The following is a 15,927-nucleotide window of genomic DNA, read 5'->3' as shown; positions in this document are numbered from 1 at the left end:
GGCGGTTGCACCAGATGGTGAATCCTGTACAATAAAACCAGCGAAGACAGACACTGAAGAAAGGAAATCAATGAACCTTTTTTTGATGTGCTGTCTTTTTCTTTTTTCCGGCATGCCGGAATGCGAGTCACCACAGCAGCTGGCGGCTGCCAATGCGATGGACCGCAGGATCCTGATGGCAGTGGAACAGTGCCTGGATGCGGAGGGCTCCCTGCAGGAGATACTGGAGCAAACCCGGGCAGTGCTGCAGGACCGGCTGGCAAGGCTGGATCCTGCCTGGGTGCAGAGACACCCGGACTGCCGGGCGGAAGACCTGGACGATCTCTGGACAGAGGTGCAGCGCCTGGAAGGGATGCAAACCCTGCATCAGCGGGGCAGACAGGCCTGTACAGATACCCTTGAAAGGATCTCCCGGCGGCAGGAGAAAATGGACGCCCTGCACCCGGCGGATGCACCGGTCTATGCGGCAGATCCGGTACCGGAGGCCATGATCCGGGGAACGGCCGGCCTGCCAGCGGCGGCTGGCGGGGCTGCAGAAGAGGGCAGCTGGGATGCCTGGCTGTCTGTTGTCTGTCCTGCCTTTGATGTTTCCGGTCTGCGGGCAGCGGATGCCTTTGTCCATCCCATACCAGGCGCCTATGTGAGCGCAGGCACCTGGTCCTATCCGGGTGGCGGTCTCCATCTGGGACTGGATCTGGCGGCTCCTCTGTATACCGACGTCCATGCCCCCGCAGACGGGGTGGTTCTGTACCAGTCCGCCGGCCAGCCGGCGGATTCCGGGTATCCCGGAAACCAAAGCGGTTATCCGGGCGGAGCAGGGAACTCCATCCTGCTGCTGTGTCCGGTCCAGGACCGTCTGTATTCTGTTGCCTTGTACCACCTGTCAAACATCCACCATGTGAGGCCGGGACAGTCCGTCCGCCAGGGAGATGTGATCGCCCTCTCGGGCAATGCGGGCAATTCCACCGGCCCCCACACCCATGTCGAGATCTGTGAACTCACCATGTCGCTGGAAGAGGCGGTTTCGTATTTTCTGGACACAGCCGACTTCTCCTTTGGCACCGGCTGGGACACACCCGGTGCCTGCAGTCAGATGGCCTGCCGTATGCGTCCCGAACAGCTGCTCCCGGCATCCTGAACAACGGCTGTCACACAGACCATGTCAAATGAGGTTGGGTCCGGACGACCGGCGTTGTATACTGCAGGCAGACTGTGCCCGGCAATCCCGGGAGAACAGGAGGTTTTCATGGATTTTTTTGAACGGATGAAATCCAGTCTGAAAGAGGACTATCCGGCCTTCCTGGCATCTATGGACAGACCTTTTGCCAGATCGGTCCGGCTCAATACCCGCCGCATGGACAGGGACCGGTTTCTGGCTGAGTCCGGCCTGGACCTGGAAAGGGAGAGCCCCTTCACCAGGGATGCCTGGATCGTGTCCGGTTCCTGGGGACTGCATCCTCTGCATGTATCGGGGGCCATGTATCTGCAGGAACCGAGCGCATCGGCACCGGTGGACATTCTGGATGTGCAGACGGGCGACCGGGTGCTTGACCTGTGTGCGGCACCGGGTTCCAAGAGCACGCAGATCCTCCGGGAAAAGCCCTCGTTTCTGGTCTGCAACGAACTGGACCCGAAACGGGCCTCTGTGCTTCTGTCGAATCTGGAGCGGACAGGCGCCGTGGACTTTGCCCTGAGCAGGGATGACGCCTGCAGGACCGCAAGGCGGTTTCCGGGCATGTTTGACAAAGTGCTGGTGGATGCCCCCTGTTCGGGGGAAGGCATGATCAAAAAACACGACCTGGCACTGACGGAGTGGAGCGAGGCGAACATCCGCATCTGTGCAGCCAGGCAGGCCGATATCCTGGATGCGGCGTATGAGGCACTGGCATGCGGGGGTGTGATGGTGTACTCCACCTGCACGTATGCCCGGGAAGAAAACGAGGACCAGGTCCGGGCGTTTCTCCAACGGCATCCGGACATGACACAGGAACCCATTCACAAGCCCTATGGGCGCCCGGATTTTGACCAGGCCGGCGGACTGCGGATCTTCCCCATGGATGGCGGGGAAGGGCAGTTTGCAGCGAGGCTGCGCAAGGCGGGGGACCCGGAGGACCGGAGGGAGCCTTCGCGGGAGAAAACGGTGCGGCTGACAGCCCTGGAGCAGGCCTTTCTGCAGGATATGCAAGTCAGCTTTCCGTATTATTACCGGGAGAAAACCCGGCTCTACGGCATGAACCAGCCCTTTCTGAAGGGGACCTGGAAGCGGCAGGGGGTCTTCATTGGCGAGACGGTCAAAACCCGGTTTGAACCTGCCCATGCCTTTTTCATGGCCGCCGACTGTGCCCGGAAAGCCGAACTGGATGATGCACAGCTGGATGCCTTCCTCCACGGACAGGAACTGGCGTATCCCATGGAAAAGGGGTATGTGCAGGTGACCTGGCATGGACAGCCCATGGGATTTGCGAAAAGCACCGGCAAGGTCCTGAAGAATAAGCTGCCGAAGGGGCTGCGGCTGCTGGCGGGCAGTCATGTCAGGCTGCCGGAAGCCGGATCCGTGACAGATGGGACCGTGACTGAGAGAAAGGAAAATCAGGAAGCATGAACAAGACATTTCGATATCTGGAACTCATTGTGGGAAGTCTGCTGTATCCCGTCGCCATCAATCTGTTTCTGGTCCCGGCGGGGCTGAACTCCGGCGGACTGATCGGTTTTGCACAGATCCTCTCCTGGCTGTTCATGGGCAGCACCGCAGCCATTGCCGGTATCATCAACTTCTGCTTCAACATCCCGCTGTTCTGGCTCGCATACAAAAACCTGTCCATGGGATTCATCCGGAAAACCGTGCTGTCCCTGGTGATCCAGACCGTGGCCATGCAGTCGATTCCTGTCGCGCAGACCATGATCCTGCCGGACGTGATTTCCAACGCCCTGCTGGCCGGCGTCCTGGGGGGACTGGGTGTGGGCCTCTGCCTGCGCTCCGGCGGCAGTGCCGGCGGCATGGACATTCTGGGTGTGTATCTTTCCAAAGTGCGGCGCAACTTCTCCGTCGGCAAGCTGTCCTATGCGCTGAATGCGGTGATCCTGACCTGGAACGGCATTCTCTTCGGTATGCAGTCGGCCCTGTATTCGCTGCTGTTTGTCATGGTCTGCTACTTCGTGAGCGACCGCGTGCACATCCAGAACATTGACGTCTGGGCGCTGATCATCACCGTGAACCCGAAAATCAAGCATGAGATCAATGAACAGATGGGACGCGGCGTGACATGGTGGAACGGCAACGGGGCCTACACCGGCCGGCAGCAGGAGATCCTGGTGACGTGCATCAACAAGTACGAAGTCCGGCAGCTGAGCAAACTCGTAAAGACACTGGATCCGGATGCCTTCGTGATCCTCAACGACGGGTCGCCGATCCGCGGCAACTACGAAAAGCGCCTGGTGTGACTTCAGCCGGTGCACTCAAAGCCGGTTTCCGGAAGGAGCCGGTTTTTATGTTGTGCCGATGATGGGCAGACACCGGCCAGTCATGCGGCATGGAAGGCGGAATATGTACAGAAAAGCGTTTGCATGCACTCTGCCTGCCATGTCCGTGGATTCAAGGAATGCAAACGCTTATAATGGGGGCACAAGTCAATGGAGGAAATGACATGATCATTCAAAGTACAAAAGTCTGGGTCCTGGATACCTGGATGGCCGCAGCGCTCAAGGTCGAAGACGGCAAAATTGCAGCGGTTCTGCCAATGCAGGAAAACCCGGATTATGATTTCGGGGATCAGCGCATCATCCCGGGATTCATGGACATCCACTGCCATGGTGCCTATGGCTGGGATACCAATGATGCTACGCCCGAAGGCCTGCGCACCTGGACGAGCCGGATCGTGACAGAAGGCGTTACATCGCTGTTTCCCACAACAATCACCCAGAGCGAGGAAGTCCTCACGGCAGCGGTGAAAAATGTCGCCAATGTGGTGAAGGAAGGATATGAAGGTGCGGAAATCATGGGCATTCACTTCGAGGGCCCGTACCTGGACCAGACCTTCAAGGGAGCACAGCCGGAGCAGTATTGCGTTATGCCGGACGTGGAGCAGTTCAAGCGCTACCTGGCTGCCAGCGACAACCTGATCAAGCTGGTGACCATGGCCACAGAGCATGACAAAAACTACGAACTGACGCACTTCCTGGTGGATCACGGCATCGTCGTGAGCCAGGGGCACTCCGGTGCAACGTATGAACAGGCTGTGCTGGGCATTGCCAACGGTGCGATGAGCATGACTCATGTATACAACGGCATGTCCAAGTTCCATCACCGGGAACCCGGTCTGGTGGGCACAGCCTTCCGGTTCCGGGAAGTCTATGGTGAAATCATCTGCGACGGCAACCACGTGCACCCGGCGGCAATCAACGATTTCTTCCGGGCCAAGGGTCCCGATCACGGCATCATGGTCACCGACTCGCTGATGGTGAAATCCCTGCCGACAGGCACGATCGTCAAGTTCGGCGGCAACGACATCGAACTGTTCCCGGATGGGTCCGCACACCTGGTGGGTGCCGGCAACCTGGCGGGCAGCACGCTGAATGTCAACCGCGGTCTGCAGATCATGGTGGAACTAGCGGAAGTCCCCTGGCAGAGTGCCATCAACGCCGTCACCCTGAACCCGGCAAAAATGATGGGTGTGGATGACCGGAAGGGCAGTCTGCAGGCCGGCAAGGATGCGGATATTGTGGTCCTGAACAGTGACTACGATGTAGTCGCCTGCTGGTGCAGAGGCAAAAAAGCGGTATAACCTGCAAAAACGGGGGGCAGCAGAGCTGCCTCCCGTTTTCCAGAGTACAGAGGGTGCAGCGGAATGGAATCAGTTGAGGCAGAAACGCTGGATCGTGGTCTGTTGCGGATGGAGTGGCTGGAGCTGAAACCGCCACCCAGTCAGTGTGTTTTACGGACCACATCCACCTTCCAGCATCCCTGTTTTTCTGCGTTCATCGGCCTGATGCTTCCAATCAGTGCGACCGGGTAAATTCTGGATAATCTTCCGGAAAAATTCGTGTGATTTCGTCTTGCGAATCAGTGGTTTCAGCGTGTACATTTTCCTTGGGAGATAGAAAATGAAACGAATGCTGAAGGGGTTTTTTCTTTGTCTGATGGTCCTGCTTGCAGGCTGTCAGAACGCTGCGCCGCAGCCTGGAACCGATCCGGGTGCACAGGACATACCTGCATATTTCGGTTCGCCGTATGTGGAAGTCAATGAGGGCATCCCGGCCTTCTCCGACGTGGATCTGAGCACCACTGCCTACAAGGAATTTGAGGGGCTGGACAAATTCGGCCGCCCGGTACAGGCTTTTGCGGTCCTCGGTCCGGAGCTTTTGCCGGATGACGACCGCCAGGACATTTCCATGATCTACCCGCCCGGCTGGGACCAGAAAAGCTATGACTTCATCGAAGGCGGCAAGCTGTACAACCGCTGTCACCTGCTGGCCTGGAGCCTGACGGGGGAGAATGCGAACCCGCAGAACCTCATCACCGGCACCCGGTACATGAACACAGAAGGGATGCTGCCCTTTGAAATGGAAGTCCTGGACTACATCCGGCAGACCGGCAATCATGTGCTGTATCGAGTGACACCGGAATACACCGGCGACAACCTGCTCGCTGACGGTGTGCAGATGGAGGCCTGGAGCGTGGAAGATGACGGACGGGGCATCAAGTTCAATGTCTACTGCTACAACGTGCAGCCCGGGGTCGTGATCGACTATGCGGATGGTGCCAGTCATGCAGCGGACCAGACCGAGGAAGAGGAACAGTATTATACAGAGGTCCTGGACTTCATCCTGAACACCCGGTCTATGAAATTCCATACGATGGACTGCCCCAGGGCAGCGGACATCTCTGCCCAGAACCGGGACTATTTCCGGGGAACCCGGCAGGAGCTTCTCGACATGGGATACACTCCGGCCCAGGAATGCAATTAAAGAAACTTAAGAACGCAGGAAACTGCGTTTTTGTTTGCTGCTTTTGAATCTTGAGCCAATGGGGAATTATGTTCCAAAAAGCTTCGGTTTTCCTGTATAATCGCCGATTGATTTCACTGTTACGAGTGATATGGGTATCTTTTTTTATCGCCCGAACTCTCTTCACTGAAAGTGATGCCTTTGTGCTTTCCTGAGACAAAGTACCAGAGGCAGACTGGAAGAGGAGACAGTGAATGAATGGAGACAGTGAATGAATACAGAGAAATTTCCAAGTCGCTGACAGCTGCTTCACTGGCTGCGGCGATGGTTGCAGCCAATGCCGTACCTATGCTGGCGACTGTAGAAACGCCGGCGGATTCCGGCAAGTCCAGCCAGAGCGGGCAGGAAGAAGCCGGAAAGAACAAGACGGACAGGAAAACGAAGTCCGACAGGAAAAAGACGGACAAAACAGACAGGACATCCGACAAGGACAAAGAGTTGGACAAAGACAAAGCCGATACTGACAAAACCGGCGCAGGGCACCCTGCAGCAGCTGACCAGATTCAGACGGCGCACCAGCCGGCTCCGGTAACGGCTGATCCGTAAGAAAGAAACAGCCTCTGAACCCGCCCCGCAGGCAGAGGAATCCAAACCGGAGACCCAGGCAGCCACCGGTTCGCATGTCAGTGTCAACGGCATAATGGCTGCGATCACCGGCACGATCACCGGTGAATCGACTACCGGTACCGTCGACATGAAAACATCGGCCGATGTGACCCTGCATGACTGCCCGGACTTTGTCATCGAAGGCGGCTCTTACGTCACCGATATGAATGGCATGGAACTGGATGGATCGGCTGTCTTCACCGTCACCAGTTCCCAGCTCAAAAGCAGTGTCTGCGGCTCGGCCGTCTAAGGCACCGGCAGCCACCGTCTCCCTCTGGGGCGAAGGTACAGCCGACGGCAAGACCCTCTCCGATGCGCAGGGCGTACCGGTGGAAACACTCTTCATGCGCCGCATGACCGCCACGGCCCAGGGCTAAACCGTCCAGTCCCAGACACCGCAGAACGCCGTGATCACCCTGCAGTTCAAGGATAAAACCAGGGCAAAGTCGTGGGAACGAAGACCTTTACCGTCACGGCGGACAAGCCGATGCTGACCAGTGAGCAGATCGCGAAGGCGATGCCCGCAGGCTGCAAACGGGCCGGAGCGGCCATGGATATGGGCCTGAACGGCGAGGATGTCAGGGACGGCAAGGGCACGCTTAGGGTGCTGGCTGTCAAAAAGCCCGCCGGCCTTGACAAGGCAAATGTGACCATCGCCGCGGCAACGAAAGCCGGTCTGTGGACCGCCGCCGCGGCTGCAGCTGCCGGTCTGGCTGCCTTCTTCCGGCGCAAGTCGAAGAAGCAGGCCGGCCGCACTCCTGACTGTTGCAGGACAGCAGACCATACAGCCAACAGCCGGATGCAGCGGGGAAGTCCTGTCTGTGTCCGGCTTTTGCCTGTTGTTTCCGGCACATTTCGTCGATGTGGCATGTCAGTGACATCAAAATCTGGTACAACTGTCATGCAGCCGTCACCAACTGAGCATCTGGCGCCGGATTCTGCGCCTTTTGCCTGTGCGCTTTTAAGGCATTACTGTTGGTGCCGGTCCCGGCCAAAACTTATAATTGAATCGGATAACCTGAAAACGTATCTAAAGGAGGACACCATGGAATTCGATAAAATGTCCGAAAACCTCCAGAAGATTCTGATGAATGCCGTCAACGACGCCAAGGCAAGCCAGCATGCGTCTGTCGACACCATCGATGTTCTGGAAGCGATGTTCAAAAGCGAAATTCTGGACGGCCTCTTCGACAGACTGAACATAGACAAGAAGCTTGCGCTGACGGTCATTGCCCAGGAAGAGAAGAAAATCGCCAAGTCCAGCTCCGCCAACATCAATTTGTCCAACGAAGTACAGAAATCCATCGACGCAGCCGCCAAGTGGGCCAGTCAGCATGACGAGATCTACCTGAGCACGGCAACGCTGTGGATTTTCCTGATGTTCAACAAGTCCTATATCTCCCGTCAGCTGGTGAATATGTTCCACATTACCCAGCAGCAGTGCGAACAGGCAGAACTGGAGCGCCGCGGCGGACGGAAGATGGATTCCCCCAATGCGGAGGAAAACCTCGAGGCCCTGAAGAAATATGGCCGTGACCTGGTGGCGGAAGTCCGCAACGGCAAGATCGACCCGATCATCGGCCGTGACGAAGAGATCCGCCGCTGCATGCAGATCCTGGCGCGGAAGACCAAGAACAACCCCGTGCTGATCGGCGAACCCGGCGTCGGCAAGACCGCCGTCGTGGAAGGCCTGGCATGGCGGATCATGAAGGGAGACGTGCCAGATTCTCTGAAGGACAAGATCCTGATCGAACTGGACATGGGTTCCCTGATTGCCGGTGCGAAATACCGCGGCGAGTTTGAGGAACGTCTGAAATCCATCCTGGATGAAGTGAAGCAGTCGGATGGACGGATCATTCTGTTCATTGACGAAATCCACAACCTTGTGGGAGCGGGCAAAACGGAAGGCAGCATGGATGCGGCCAACCTGCTCAAGCCGATGCTGGCACGTGGCGAACTGCACATGATCGGGGCCACCACGTTCAACGAATACCGGAAATACATCGAAAAGGATGCCGCCCTGGAACGCCGGTTCCAGAAGGTGCAGGTATCCGAGCCGAATGTGCACGACACGATTTCCATCCTGCGTGGACTGAAGGACCGCTTCGAGGGCTACCACGGTGTAAAGATCCTGGACGATGCCCTGGTACAGGCAGCGGCGCTGTCTGACAGATACATCACGGACCGCTTCCTGCCGGACAAGGCCATCGACCTGGTGGATGAAGCCTGCGCCACCCTGAAGGTGGAGATGGAATCCATGCCCCAGGAGCTGGATGAGATGGAACGCAAGATCACCCAGCTGCAGATCGAAAAGACCTCCCTGGCGGGCGAGGACGACAAGAAGACCGTCGAGCGCCGGGAAGAGATCGAGGAAGAACTGGGCCGCCTGACAGAGAAGCGCAACGAGCTCCACGCCAAGTGGGAGGACGAAAAGCGCACACTGGCCATGGCGCAGGAAGACAAAGTGGCACTGGAAAAGGCGAAGCTGGAACTGGAAAAGGCCCAGAGCGAGCTGCGCTATGAAGACGCCGCACGCCTGCAGTACCAGATCATTCCGGAACTGGAAGCGAAAATCAACAAGGAAGGTCTGCCGAAGGATGAAGCCGGCATGATTCAGGAAACCGTCAACGAGGAACTGATCGCCAAGATCATCTCCCGCTGGACGGGTGTGGAAGTGTCCCGTCTGGAACAGTCCGAGCGATACAAGCTGCTTCACCTGCAGGACGAGCTGGAAAAGCGCGTCGTGGGTCAGGACCACGCCATCGACCTGGTCGTGGATGCGATCCTGCGCTCCAAGGCGCAGATCCAGGACGAAAACCGTCCCATCGGTTCGTTCCTGTTCCTGGGCCCCACGGGTGTCGGCAAGACTGAAGTGGCCAAGGCCCTGGCAGAACAGCTCTTTGACGACGAACGCCACATCGTGCGGATCGATATGTCGGAATACATGGAGAAACATGCGGTGTCCCGTCTGATCGGAGCGCCTCCTGGATACGTGGGCTATGATGAAGGCGGCCAGCTGACGGAAGCCGTGCGCCGGAACCCCTATTCCATCGTCCTGTTCGACGAGGTGGAAAAGGCACATCCGGATGTCTTCAACGTGCTGCTGCAGATCCTGGACGACGGCCGGATCACCGACTCGAAGGGTGTGACGGTGGACTTCAAAAACACGATCATCATCCTGACCTCCAACCTTGGCGCAGCCAACGCCTTTGAATACGCAAAGGAACCGGAGATCCTGCACGAGAAGTACATGGAGGAAGTCAAGAAGCACTTCCGTCCGGAATTCATCAACCGGATCGACGAGATCGTGATCTTCAATGCACTGGGTGAAGAGGCATTCGCCAAGATTGCCCGGAAGTTCATGGGCGAGCTGGAGCACCGGCTCAGTGAAAAGGACATCCGGCTGGAGTGCACCGATGCTGTCTATGACAAGATCGCCGAAAACGGTGTGGATCCTGTCTTCGGTGCGCGTCCCATGAAGCGCTATATCCAGAGAAACATCGAAACGGCCATTGCCAAGAAGATGATCGCGGAAGGCGCCCTCAAAGATGCCGTGATCAAAATCGACATCCGGGATGGCCAGTACGACATCCGGATCGAGAAATTCGGCGAAGACAGATAACACTTCAGAGGCGGGCGACCGCCTCTGTTTGTCGTGAAACCAGGCTGGCCTGCCAGGAAAGACCCGGCAGGAACAGCACAACGGGAAAGAAGGGAATCACATGAATGAAATCGAACAGCTGCGCCAGATCATCCGCGAATCGGACCGGATTGTGTTCTTTGGCGGTGCAGGCGTGAGCACCGAAAGCAACATCCCGGATTTCCGGAGCCAGGACGGTCTGTACAACCAGAAAAACCAGTACCCGTATCCACCGGAGGTCATGCTGTCGAGAAGCTTCTTCGACAGCCACCCGAAGGAGTTCTTCCAGTTCTACTTCGACCGCATGATCGCACTGGACGCTGTGCCCAACCCGGCGCACTATGCGCTGGCAAAACTGGAGAAGGAAGGCAAGCTGTCGGCGGTGATCACCCAGAACATCGACGGGCTGCACCAGAAGGCCGGCAGTGTCAATGTCCTGGAACTCCATGGCAGCGTGCTGCGCAACTACTGCATGACCTGCGGGAAGTACTATGGCCTGGAGGATGTGCTGAAGCTGCGGGACGAAAACGGAATTCCCCGCTGTGAGCTGGATCAGTCCATCATCAAGCCGGATGTGGTGCTCTATGAAGAGGGACTGGACCAGGAAGTGCTGTCGCAGGCGGTGTATGAAATCAGTCACTGCGACACGCTGATTGTCGGTGGCACGAGCCTGGTGGTCTATCCCGCGGCGGGTCTTCTGCAGTACTTCCGGGGCAGGCACCTGGTGCTCATCAACCGGGATGCCACTCCCTATGACGACCGGGCGGATTTGGTGATCCGGGACTCCATTGGCAGGACGCTGTCCGAGGCAGTGAACGACTGATACAGCCCAATCCCTGTCTGCTGACCGATCCTGTGCCGGCAGGCAGATCCTATACAGTTCTCTTTAGAAAGCGAGGCATCCATGGCCAAAAAGTTATATGACATTCTTGGTGTGCCGGAAACGGCGGACAAGAAGGAAATCAAGTCAGCCTACAAGAAGCTGGCGAAAAAGTATCACCCGGATCTGAACCCGGGCAAGGATACCACCGCGCAGATGAAGGAAATCAACAAGGCGCATGATATCCTGACCGATGACAAGAAACGGAAGCTGTACGACGAATACGGTGAAAAGGCCATTGAGGCGGACTTCAACGAGGATGTCCTGAACAGCTACAAGTATTCCTGGGGCAGCCAGGGGGGCAGCAACCCCTTCGGTCCGGGCCAGGAATGGCCGTTTGGCTTCGATGACATCTTCGGCGGCATGTTCGGCGGCGGCATGGGCGGAGCCCGGACCCAGGGCTTCGGGGACTACGGTTCCTTCTATGACCAGTACCAGCCGCAGCCCGAGAAGGGACAGGACCTGAACGCCGACATCTCCATTGACTTCATGAAGGCCGTCAAGGGCGGCAGCGAGACTGTCTCCTTCATGATGACCGGTGCCAATGGACAGAGCGAGCGTGTCACCTATGACATCAACATTCCAGCCGGGATCAAGGAAGGCCAGAAGATCCGACTGGCCGGAAAAGGCGGTCCGGGATACAACGGCGGTCCCGCCGGCGACCTGCTGCTGAAGGTCAACATCCTTTCCAGCCCGGTCTTCACCCGCGAGGATATGAACATCCTGACCACTGTATCCGTGAACTTCACCGAAGCCATGCTCGGCACCGAAGTGGATGTCCCGACACTGGACGGTTCGGTTTCCCTCAAGATCCCGGCCGGTACGCAGCCTGGTCAGAAGTTCCGCCTGAAGGGCAAAGGCATCGTGACCTCCAAAGCCACCGGCGACGAGTACGTGACCATCAAAGTCACATTGCCCAAAACGCTCACCGACGAACAGAAGGATCTCATCGTGAAGTTCCAGGAAACGCTCAAGGCATGACCCTGCTGCATTCCTGCTGTATTCAGACCGCATCCTGACAGATGCGGTTTTTCGCTTTTCGGGGTTTCCGGCTGTGGCCAGGAAGAGGGTGGCATTCTGTCACCGGACTATCCGGTTCAGGCAGGGGATTCCTGCAGGGAGCAGGCTGTCTGGAGGGGTGTCTTCCACAGCATTCCGGCAATTTTAGTCTGCTTGCCGGCTGGATGTGGCAAAACCGAATCCCATAGAGTCTCGCTGAAACCGCTTCGGCAATGGTATCCTGAGTACAGAAAGAGAGGAACGATCATGAGGTTTCCCAAAAAGTTTCTGTGGGGCGGTGCAGTGGCCGCCAACCAGTGTGAAGGCGCCTATCTGGAGGATGGCAAGCTGCTCTCTGTCCCCGATATGCTGCTGGGAGGTGATGTGAACACACCCCGCACCTTTCTGCCCCGGGAAGATGCGACCGCCTTCTATCCCAGTCATGAGGCCGTGGATTTCTACCATCGGTACAAGGAAGACATTGCACTTCTGGCCGGCATGGGTTTCACCTGCTTCCGGCTGTCCATAAACTGGGTACGGATTTTCCCCAACGGCGACGATGAAGAACCCAATGAAGCCGGTCTGGCATTCTACGATGCTGTTTTTGATGAATGTGCGAAATATGGCATCGAACCGGTCGTGACTCTGTGTCACTATGAGATCCCCTGGTCGATTGTCACAAAATACGGCGGGTTCTCCAACCGGGACGTGGTGGACCTGTTCCTGAAGTATGCCCGAACGGTCATGACCCGGTACAAAGACAAGGTGAAGTACTGGCTGACGTTCAACGAAATCAACATTCCCTGCATGCATCTGGGCGGTCTGTCGGCGCTGTATGGCCTGGGTGTAATGGAGGAAGAGGACATCAATTCGGATCACCGGATCCCGCTGACGGAGCTCAAGGTTGACAAACAGCGGGTGTTTGAAGCATTGCACAATGAGTTTGTAGCCAGCGCCCTGACCGTGAAGCTGGGTCATGAAATCAACCCGGATTTCATGATCGGCAACATGATCGCCCATGAGACAAGCTATCCGCTGACACCGGATCCGAAGGATGTGCTTGCATGCCTGGATGTGGACAACTTCCACAACAACTTCTGCGGCGATGTACAGGTGCGGGGCGAATATCCGGCCTTCATGTGGCGGTACTTCCGGGAAAACGGCATTGACACTTCGTTCATTACCGAAGAGGACAGGAAGATCCTGAAGGAAGGGACCGTGGATATGTACACGTTCTCCTATTACATGACCAACTGTGTGACAGTGCATGAAGATGCAGAGAAGACAGCCGGCAACATGACGCTTGGCGCGAAGAATCCGTATCTGAAGGCAAGCGACTGGGGCTGGCAGATCGATCCGGATGGGCTGCGCTACACGCTGAATGTCCTGGCTGGACGGTACCCCGATACACCGCTGATGGTGGTGGAAAACGGATTTGGCGCCTTTGACAAAGTGGAGGAAGACGGTTCAATTCACGACCAGTACCGGATCGACTACTTCCGTGGCCACATCGAGGCCATGGCCGAAGCCCTGCAGGATGGCGTGAACCTCATTGGCTACACCACCTGGGGTCCCATTGATCTGGTATCTGCCGGGACGGGTCAGTATGCCAAGCGCTATGGATTCATCTATGTGGACCGTCATGATGACGGTACAGGCGATTTCTCCAGACGCAAAAAAGATTCCTACGACTGGTACAAGAAGGTCATTGCCTCCCAGGGCGAAGACCTGGAATAACCGGTGAAAGCGAAAGCGGGATCCGGACTGGTCATCCAGCGCTGTCGCCCCTGATATACCAGGGTGTGCTCTGGTCAGTGACAGCTTAAGACAGACAAAACGGCAGCGGCTCATGAAGGGCTGCTGCCGTTTGGCGATGAACGCTGTTTTGGTGTCGATGAAGACATACACCGGACGAAGCCGGGAAGGGCGGACAATCCGGAACGGAGAAAAGCCGGTACAGGTTAGACTATGAAAGAATGAATGAGACAGCTGGGAGGCAGTCATGACGCAGAAACAAATTGACGCATATCTCAGACTGATGGACCCGCAGATTCTGGAAGAAAGGACACATCAGGATAAATCCAGTGTCTGGGAAGACTGCATCAACAACAGACCTGCCGGTGAATATAAGATCTGAACTAATACGGTGGGCGGTTTGGCTGCATCACCACAGGAGGCAGTGGAAGCGGATATGGCCAGACTGATCTGTGAGTCCCGGGAAATTTTAAACCGTCCCTGCAGGATCTGGCAGCGCTTCATGCTAGATTCGAAACCATTCATCCCTTTCAGGATGGAAATGGACGAACCGGACAGATCATTCTGTTCCGGCAATCCCTGAAACATGGCATGATTCCGGTGACTGTCCGGGACAGCCAGAAACCGGCGTACTATGCGGGACTGAAGGAATACCAGAAAACTGGACAGGTCAACGGACTGCCGGATGTCTTTCGGAGGGCACAGGGTCTGTTTCTGGTGGACAGCTATGATTTTGCGGTGCCTTACAATTACAGCCAGGACAAGTGAAAACCGGCCGCAGACCTACCAAAGCAGAAACTGCGGCCGGTTTTATGGGTGTGCAATAAGCCCGCAATTCACAATGAAGAGGTTTCAGTCCCTGGCTGCCTTTTGCAGCACGGTACGCAGCATCGAATCCTCAGTCAGCCCTTTGATGTCACTGGCAGTCAGCTCCAGACCCGCTTCTGGCAGGGAAGCAGCCAGGTTCATCTCAGAAATCAGGCTCAGCATCCGCTGGCGGCCCTGTTGCGCCCCGCAGCCCAGCAGAATATGACTGATCCGCTGCATCTGCGCCGGGTTTTTCTGCATCATGACATCCCACCAGGCAGGAAACAGTGCGGACAAGGCAGTTCCCAGGGGCAGGGAACAGGCAAAGGCCAGATCTCCTGCCAGGGTTGTCAGCCCGCTTTTGTCGGATACCGGGAGTCTGTGGACCTGTACCCCGGCTTTATACAGGCCGGTTCTGGCTTCCATGTTGTGGATGTCTGTTTCCAGCCCCTGTATGCTTTCCAGCAGCCCGTCCATGATCTCCCTGCATGCAGGCAGCTGCCGGTCCCGGGCATCGAGTGCACAGGCAAACAGCCTGGCCACCAGTACAAATCCCTGATTCATCGTCGGATACGGCGGATATTGCGACTGTTCCGGATCCAGAATGGCAAACCGGCACGTCAGCATGGGTGAACGGAACTTTTTCTGTTTTCCTTTTTTCACCAGAGTGCAGCTGTCACTGAGTTCATCCCCGGTGGCAGGATCTGTCAGCACCGCCGCTACTGCCAAGGCCTTCTTCGGTTTCTTTTTCCCATTCCAGAAATCTTTGATTTTTCCTTTGTACGGCACTCCCAGGGCAATTCCTCTTGCGCACTGCAGGGTACTGCCCCCGCCCAGGGACAGGACCATGGTGCAGCCGGTTTTCCGGCACAGGCTGATCCCGCGTTTCACGGACTTGAACGTGGGATCCGGCAGGATCTGTCCCATATTTTCCCGGGCAATTCCATGTTGTTCCAGCAATACCCGGACTTTTTGCAGCAGACCGTCTTCCACTGGTCGGTGACCGTGCACCAGCAGGACCTTCTGTCCCTGCAGCAGCAGTGGCAGCTCCTGCAGGGATCCAGGACCTGTTACAAGCTGCGGTTCATAATTCTGTGTCATTGTTTTCCTCCATGGTGTCCACCGGCTGTGACCGATGGCTGATCAAGCTGTGATGCTTTGTCTTCAGTATGGATTCAAACAGCCGGGAAAGCTGTTGACATGCCTGTACAGGATATTTCAGGCCGCGCAGGTTTTC

At 56.8% G+C, this 15,927-nt stretch carries 14 protein-coding genes and 1 pseudogene; 14 read left to right on the top strand and 1 reads right to left on the bottom strand.

Translation table 11 applies throughout. The features are described from left to right. Positions 1-70: 70 nt before the first annotated feature. The 14 genes and pseudogenes from aalo17_RS07115 to aalo17_RS13060 all read left to right on the top strand — a co-directional run bounded on the left by aalo17_RS07115 (position 71) and on the right by aalo17_RS13060 (position 14,651). Complete coding sequence (locus tag aalo17_RS07115) at positions 71-1,138, top strand: M23 family metallopeptidase (RefSeq protein WP_067557496.1); 1,068 nt, start codon at positions 71-73, stop codon at positions 1,136-1,138. A gap of 108 nt (positions 1,139-1,246) precedes the next feature. Continuing rightward, a complete protein-coding gene (locus tag aalo17_RS07110) occupies positions 1,247-2,602 on the top strand; it encodes a methyltransferase RsmF C-terminal domain-like protein (protein WP_067557493.1) in 1,356 nt (451 codons plus the stop codon). Next, on the top strand, positions 2,599-3,441 hold the full coding sequence (locus aalo17_RS07105; RefSeq protein ID WP_067557490.1) for a YitT family protein: 843 nt from the start codon (positions 2,599-2,601) through the stop codon (positions 3,439-3,441). Before aalo17_RS07110 ends, aalo17_RS07105 begins: the two co-directional genes overlap by 4 nt. 203 nt (positions 3,442-3,644) lie before the next feature. Then, complete coding sequence (nagA, locus tag aalo17_RS07100; RefSeq protein WP_067557487.1) at positions 3,645-4,781, top strand: N-acetylglucosamine-6-phosphate deacetylase; 1,137 nt, start codon at positions 3,645-3,647, stop codon at positions 4,779-4,781. A gap of 319 nt (positions 4,782-5,100) precedes the next feature. Then, positions 5,101-5,964, top strand: a complete 864-nt coding sequence (locus tag aalo17_RS07095) for a DNA/RNA non-specific endonuclease (RefSeq protein ID WP_082743303.1) — start codon at positions 5,101-5,103, stop codon at positions 5,962-5,964. A 237-nt stretch (positions 5,965-6,201) separates the two neighbouring features. Next, positions 6,202-6,549, top strand: a complete 348-nt coding sequence (locus aalo17_RS07090) for a hypothetical protein (RefSeq protein ID WP_067557481.1) — start codon at positions 6,202-6,204, stop codon at positions 6,547-6,549. A gap of 94 nt (positions 6,550-6,643) precedes the next feature. Next, entirely contained in the window at positions 6,644-6,859 is a 216-nt protein-coding gene (locus tag aalo17_RS07085; protein ID WP_067557478.1) for a hypothetical protein, read from the top strand. A gap of 795 nt (positions 6,860-7,654) precedes the next feature. After that, positions 7,655-10,231, top strand: a complete 2,577-nt coding sequence (locus aalo17_RS07080; RefSeq protein WP_067560173.1) for an ATP-dependent Clp protease ATP-binding subunit — start codon at positions 7,655-7,657, stop codon at positions 10,229-10,231. A gap of 100 nt (positions 10,232-10,331) precedes the next feature. Beyond that, positions 10,332-11,072: an NAD-dependent protein deacylase gene (locus aalo17_RS07075; RefSeq protein WP_067557475.1), complete on the top strand. Its 741-nt coding sequence runs from the start codon at positions 10,332-10,334 to the stop codon at positions 11,070-11,072. A gap of 81 nt (positions 11,073-11,153) precedes the next feature. Beyond that, entirely contained in the window at positions 11,154-12,110 is a 957-nt protein-coding gene (locus tag aalo17_RS07070; RefSeq protein WP_067557472.1) for a DnaJ C-terminal domain-containing protein, read from the top strand. Between the two features lie 285 nt (positions 12,111-12,395). Beyond that, positions 12,396-13,865: a glycoside hydrolase family 1 protein gene (locus aalo17_RS07065; protein WP_067557469.1), complete on the top strand. Its 1,470-nt coding sequence runs from the start codon at positions 12,396-12,398 to the stop codon at positions 13,863-13,865. A 265-nt stretch (positions 13,866-14,130) separates the two neighbouring features. Beyond that, the gene (locus aalo17_RS13170; RefSeq protein ID WP_257721842.1) at positions 14,131-14,265 is read left to right on the top strand and encodes a hypothetical protein; all 135 of its coding nucleotides are present in this window, start codon (positions 14,131-14,133) and stop codon (positions 14,263-14,265) included. A gap of 98 nt (positions 14,266-14,363) precedes the next feature. Next, a pseudogene (locus aalo17_RS13325) lies at positions 14,364-14,435 on the top strand (Fic family protein); the annotation flags it as partial. Between the two features lie 39 nt (positions 14,436-14,474). Further along, on the top strand, positions 14,475-14,651 hold the full coding sequence (locus aalo17_RS13060; RefSeq protein WP_236940458.1) for a hypothetical protein: 177 nt from the start codon (positions 14,475-14,477) through the stop codon (positions 14,649-14,651). 84 nt (positions 14,652-14,735) lie between these two features. Here the strand turns inward: aalo17_RS13060 and aalo17_RS07060 are convergent, their stop codons facing one another. Beyond that, positions 14,736-15,791, bottom strand: a complete 1,056-nt coding sequence (locus aalo17_RS07060) for an iron-containing alcohol dehydrogenase (RefSeq protein ID WP_067557466.1) — start codon at positions 15,789-15,791, stop codon at positions 14,736-14,738. Positions 15,792-15,927: the final 136 nt, after the last annotated feature.

This window comes from Faecalibaculum rodentium (assembly GCF_001564455.1).
Lineage (GTDB): Bacteria > Bacillota_I > Bacilli_A > Erysipelotrichales > Erysipelotrichaceae > Faecalibaculum > Faecalibaculum rodentium.
This window is presented reverse-complemented; position numbering and strand designations above follow the sequence as displayed.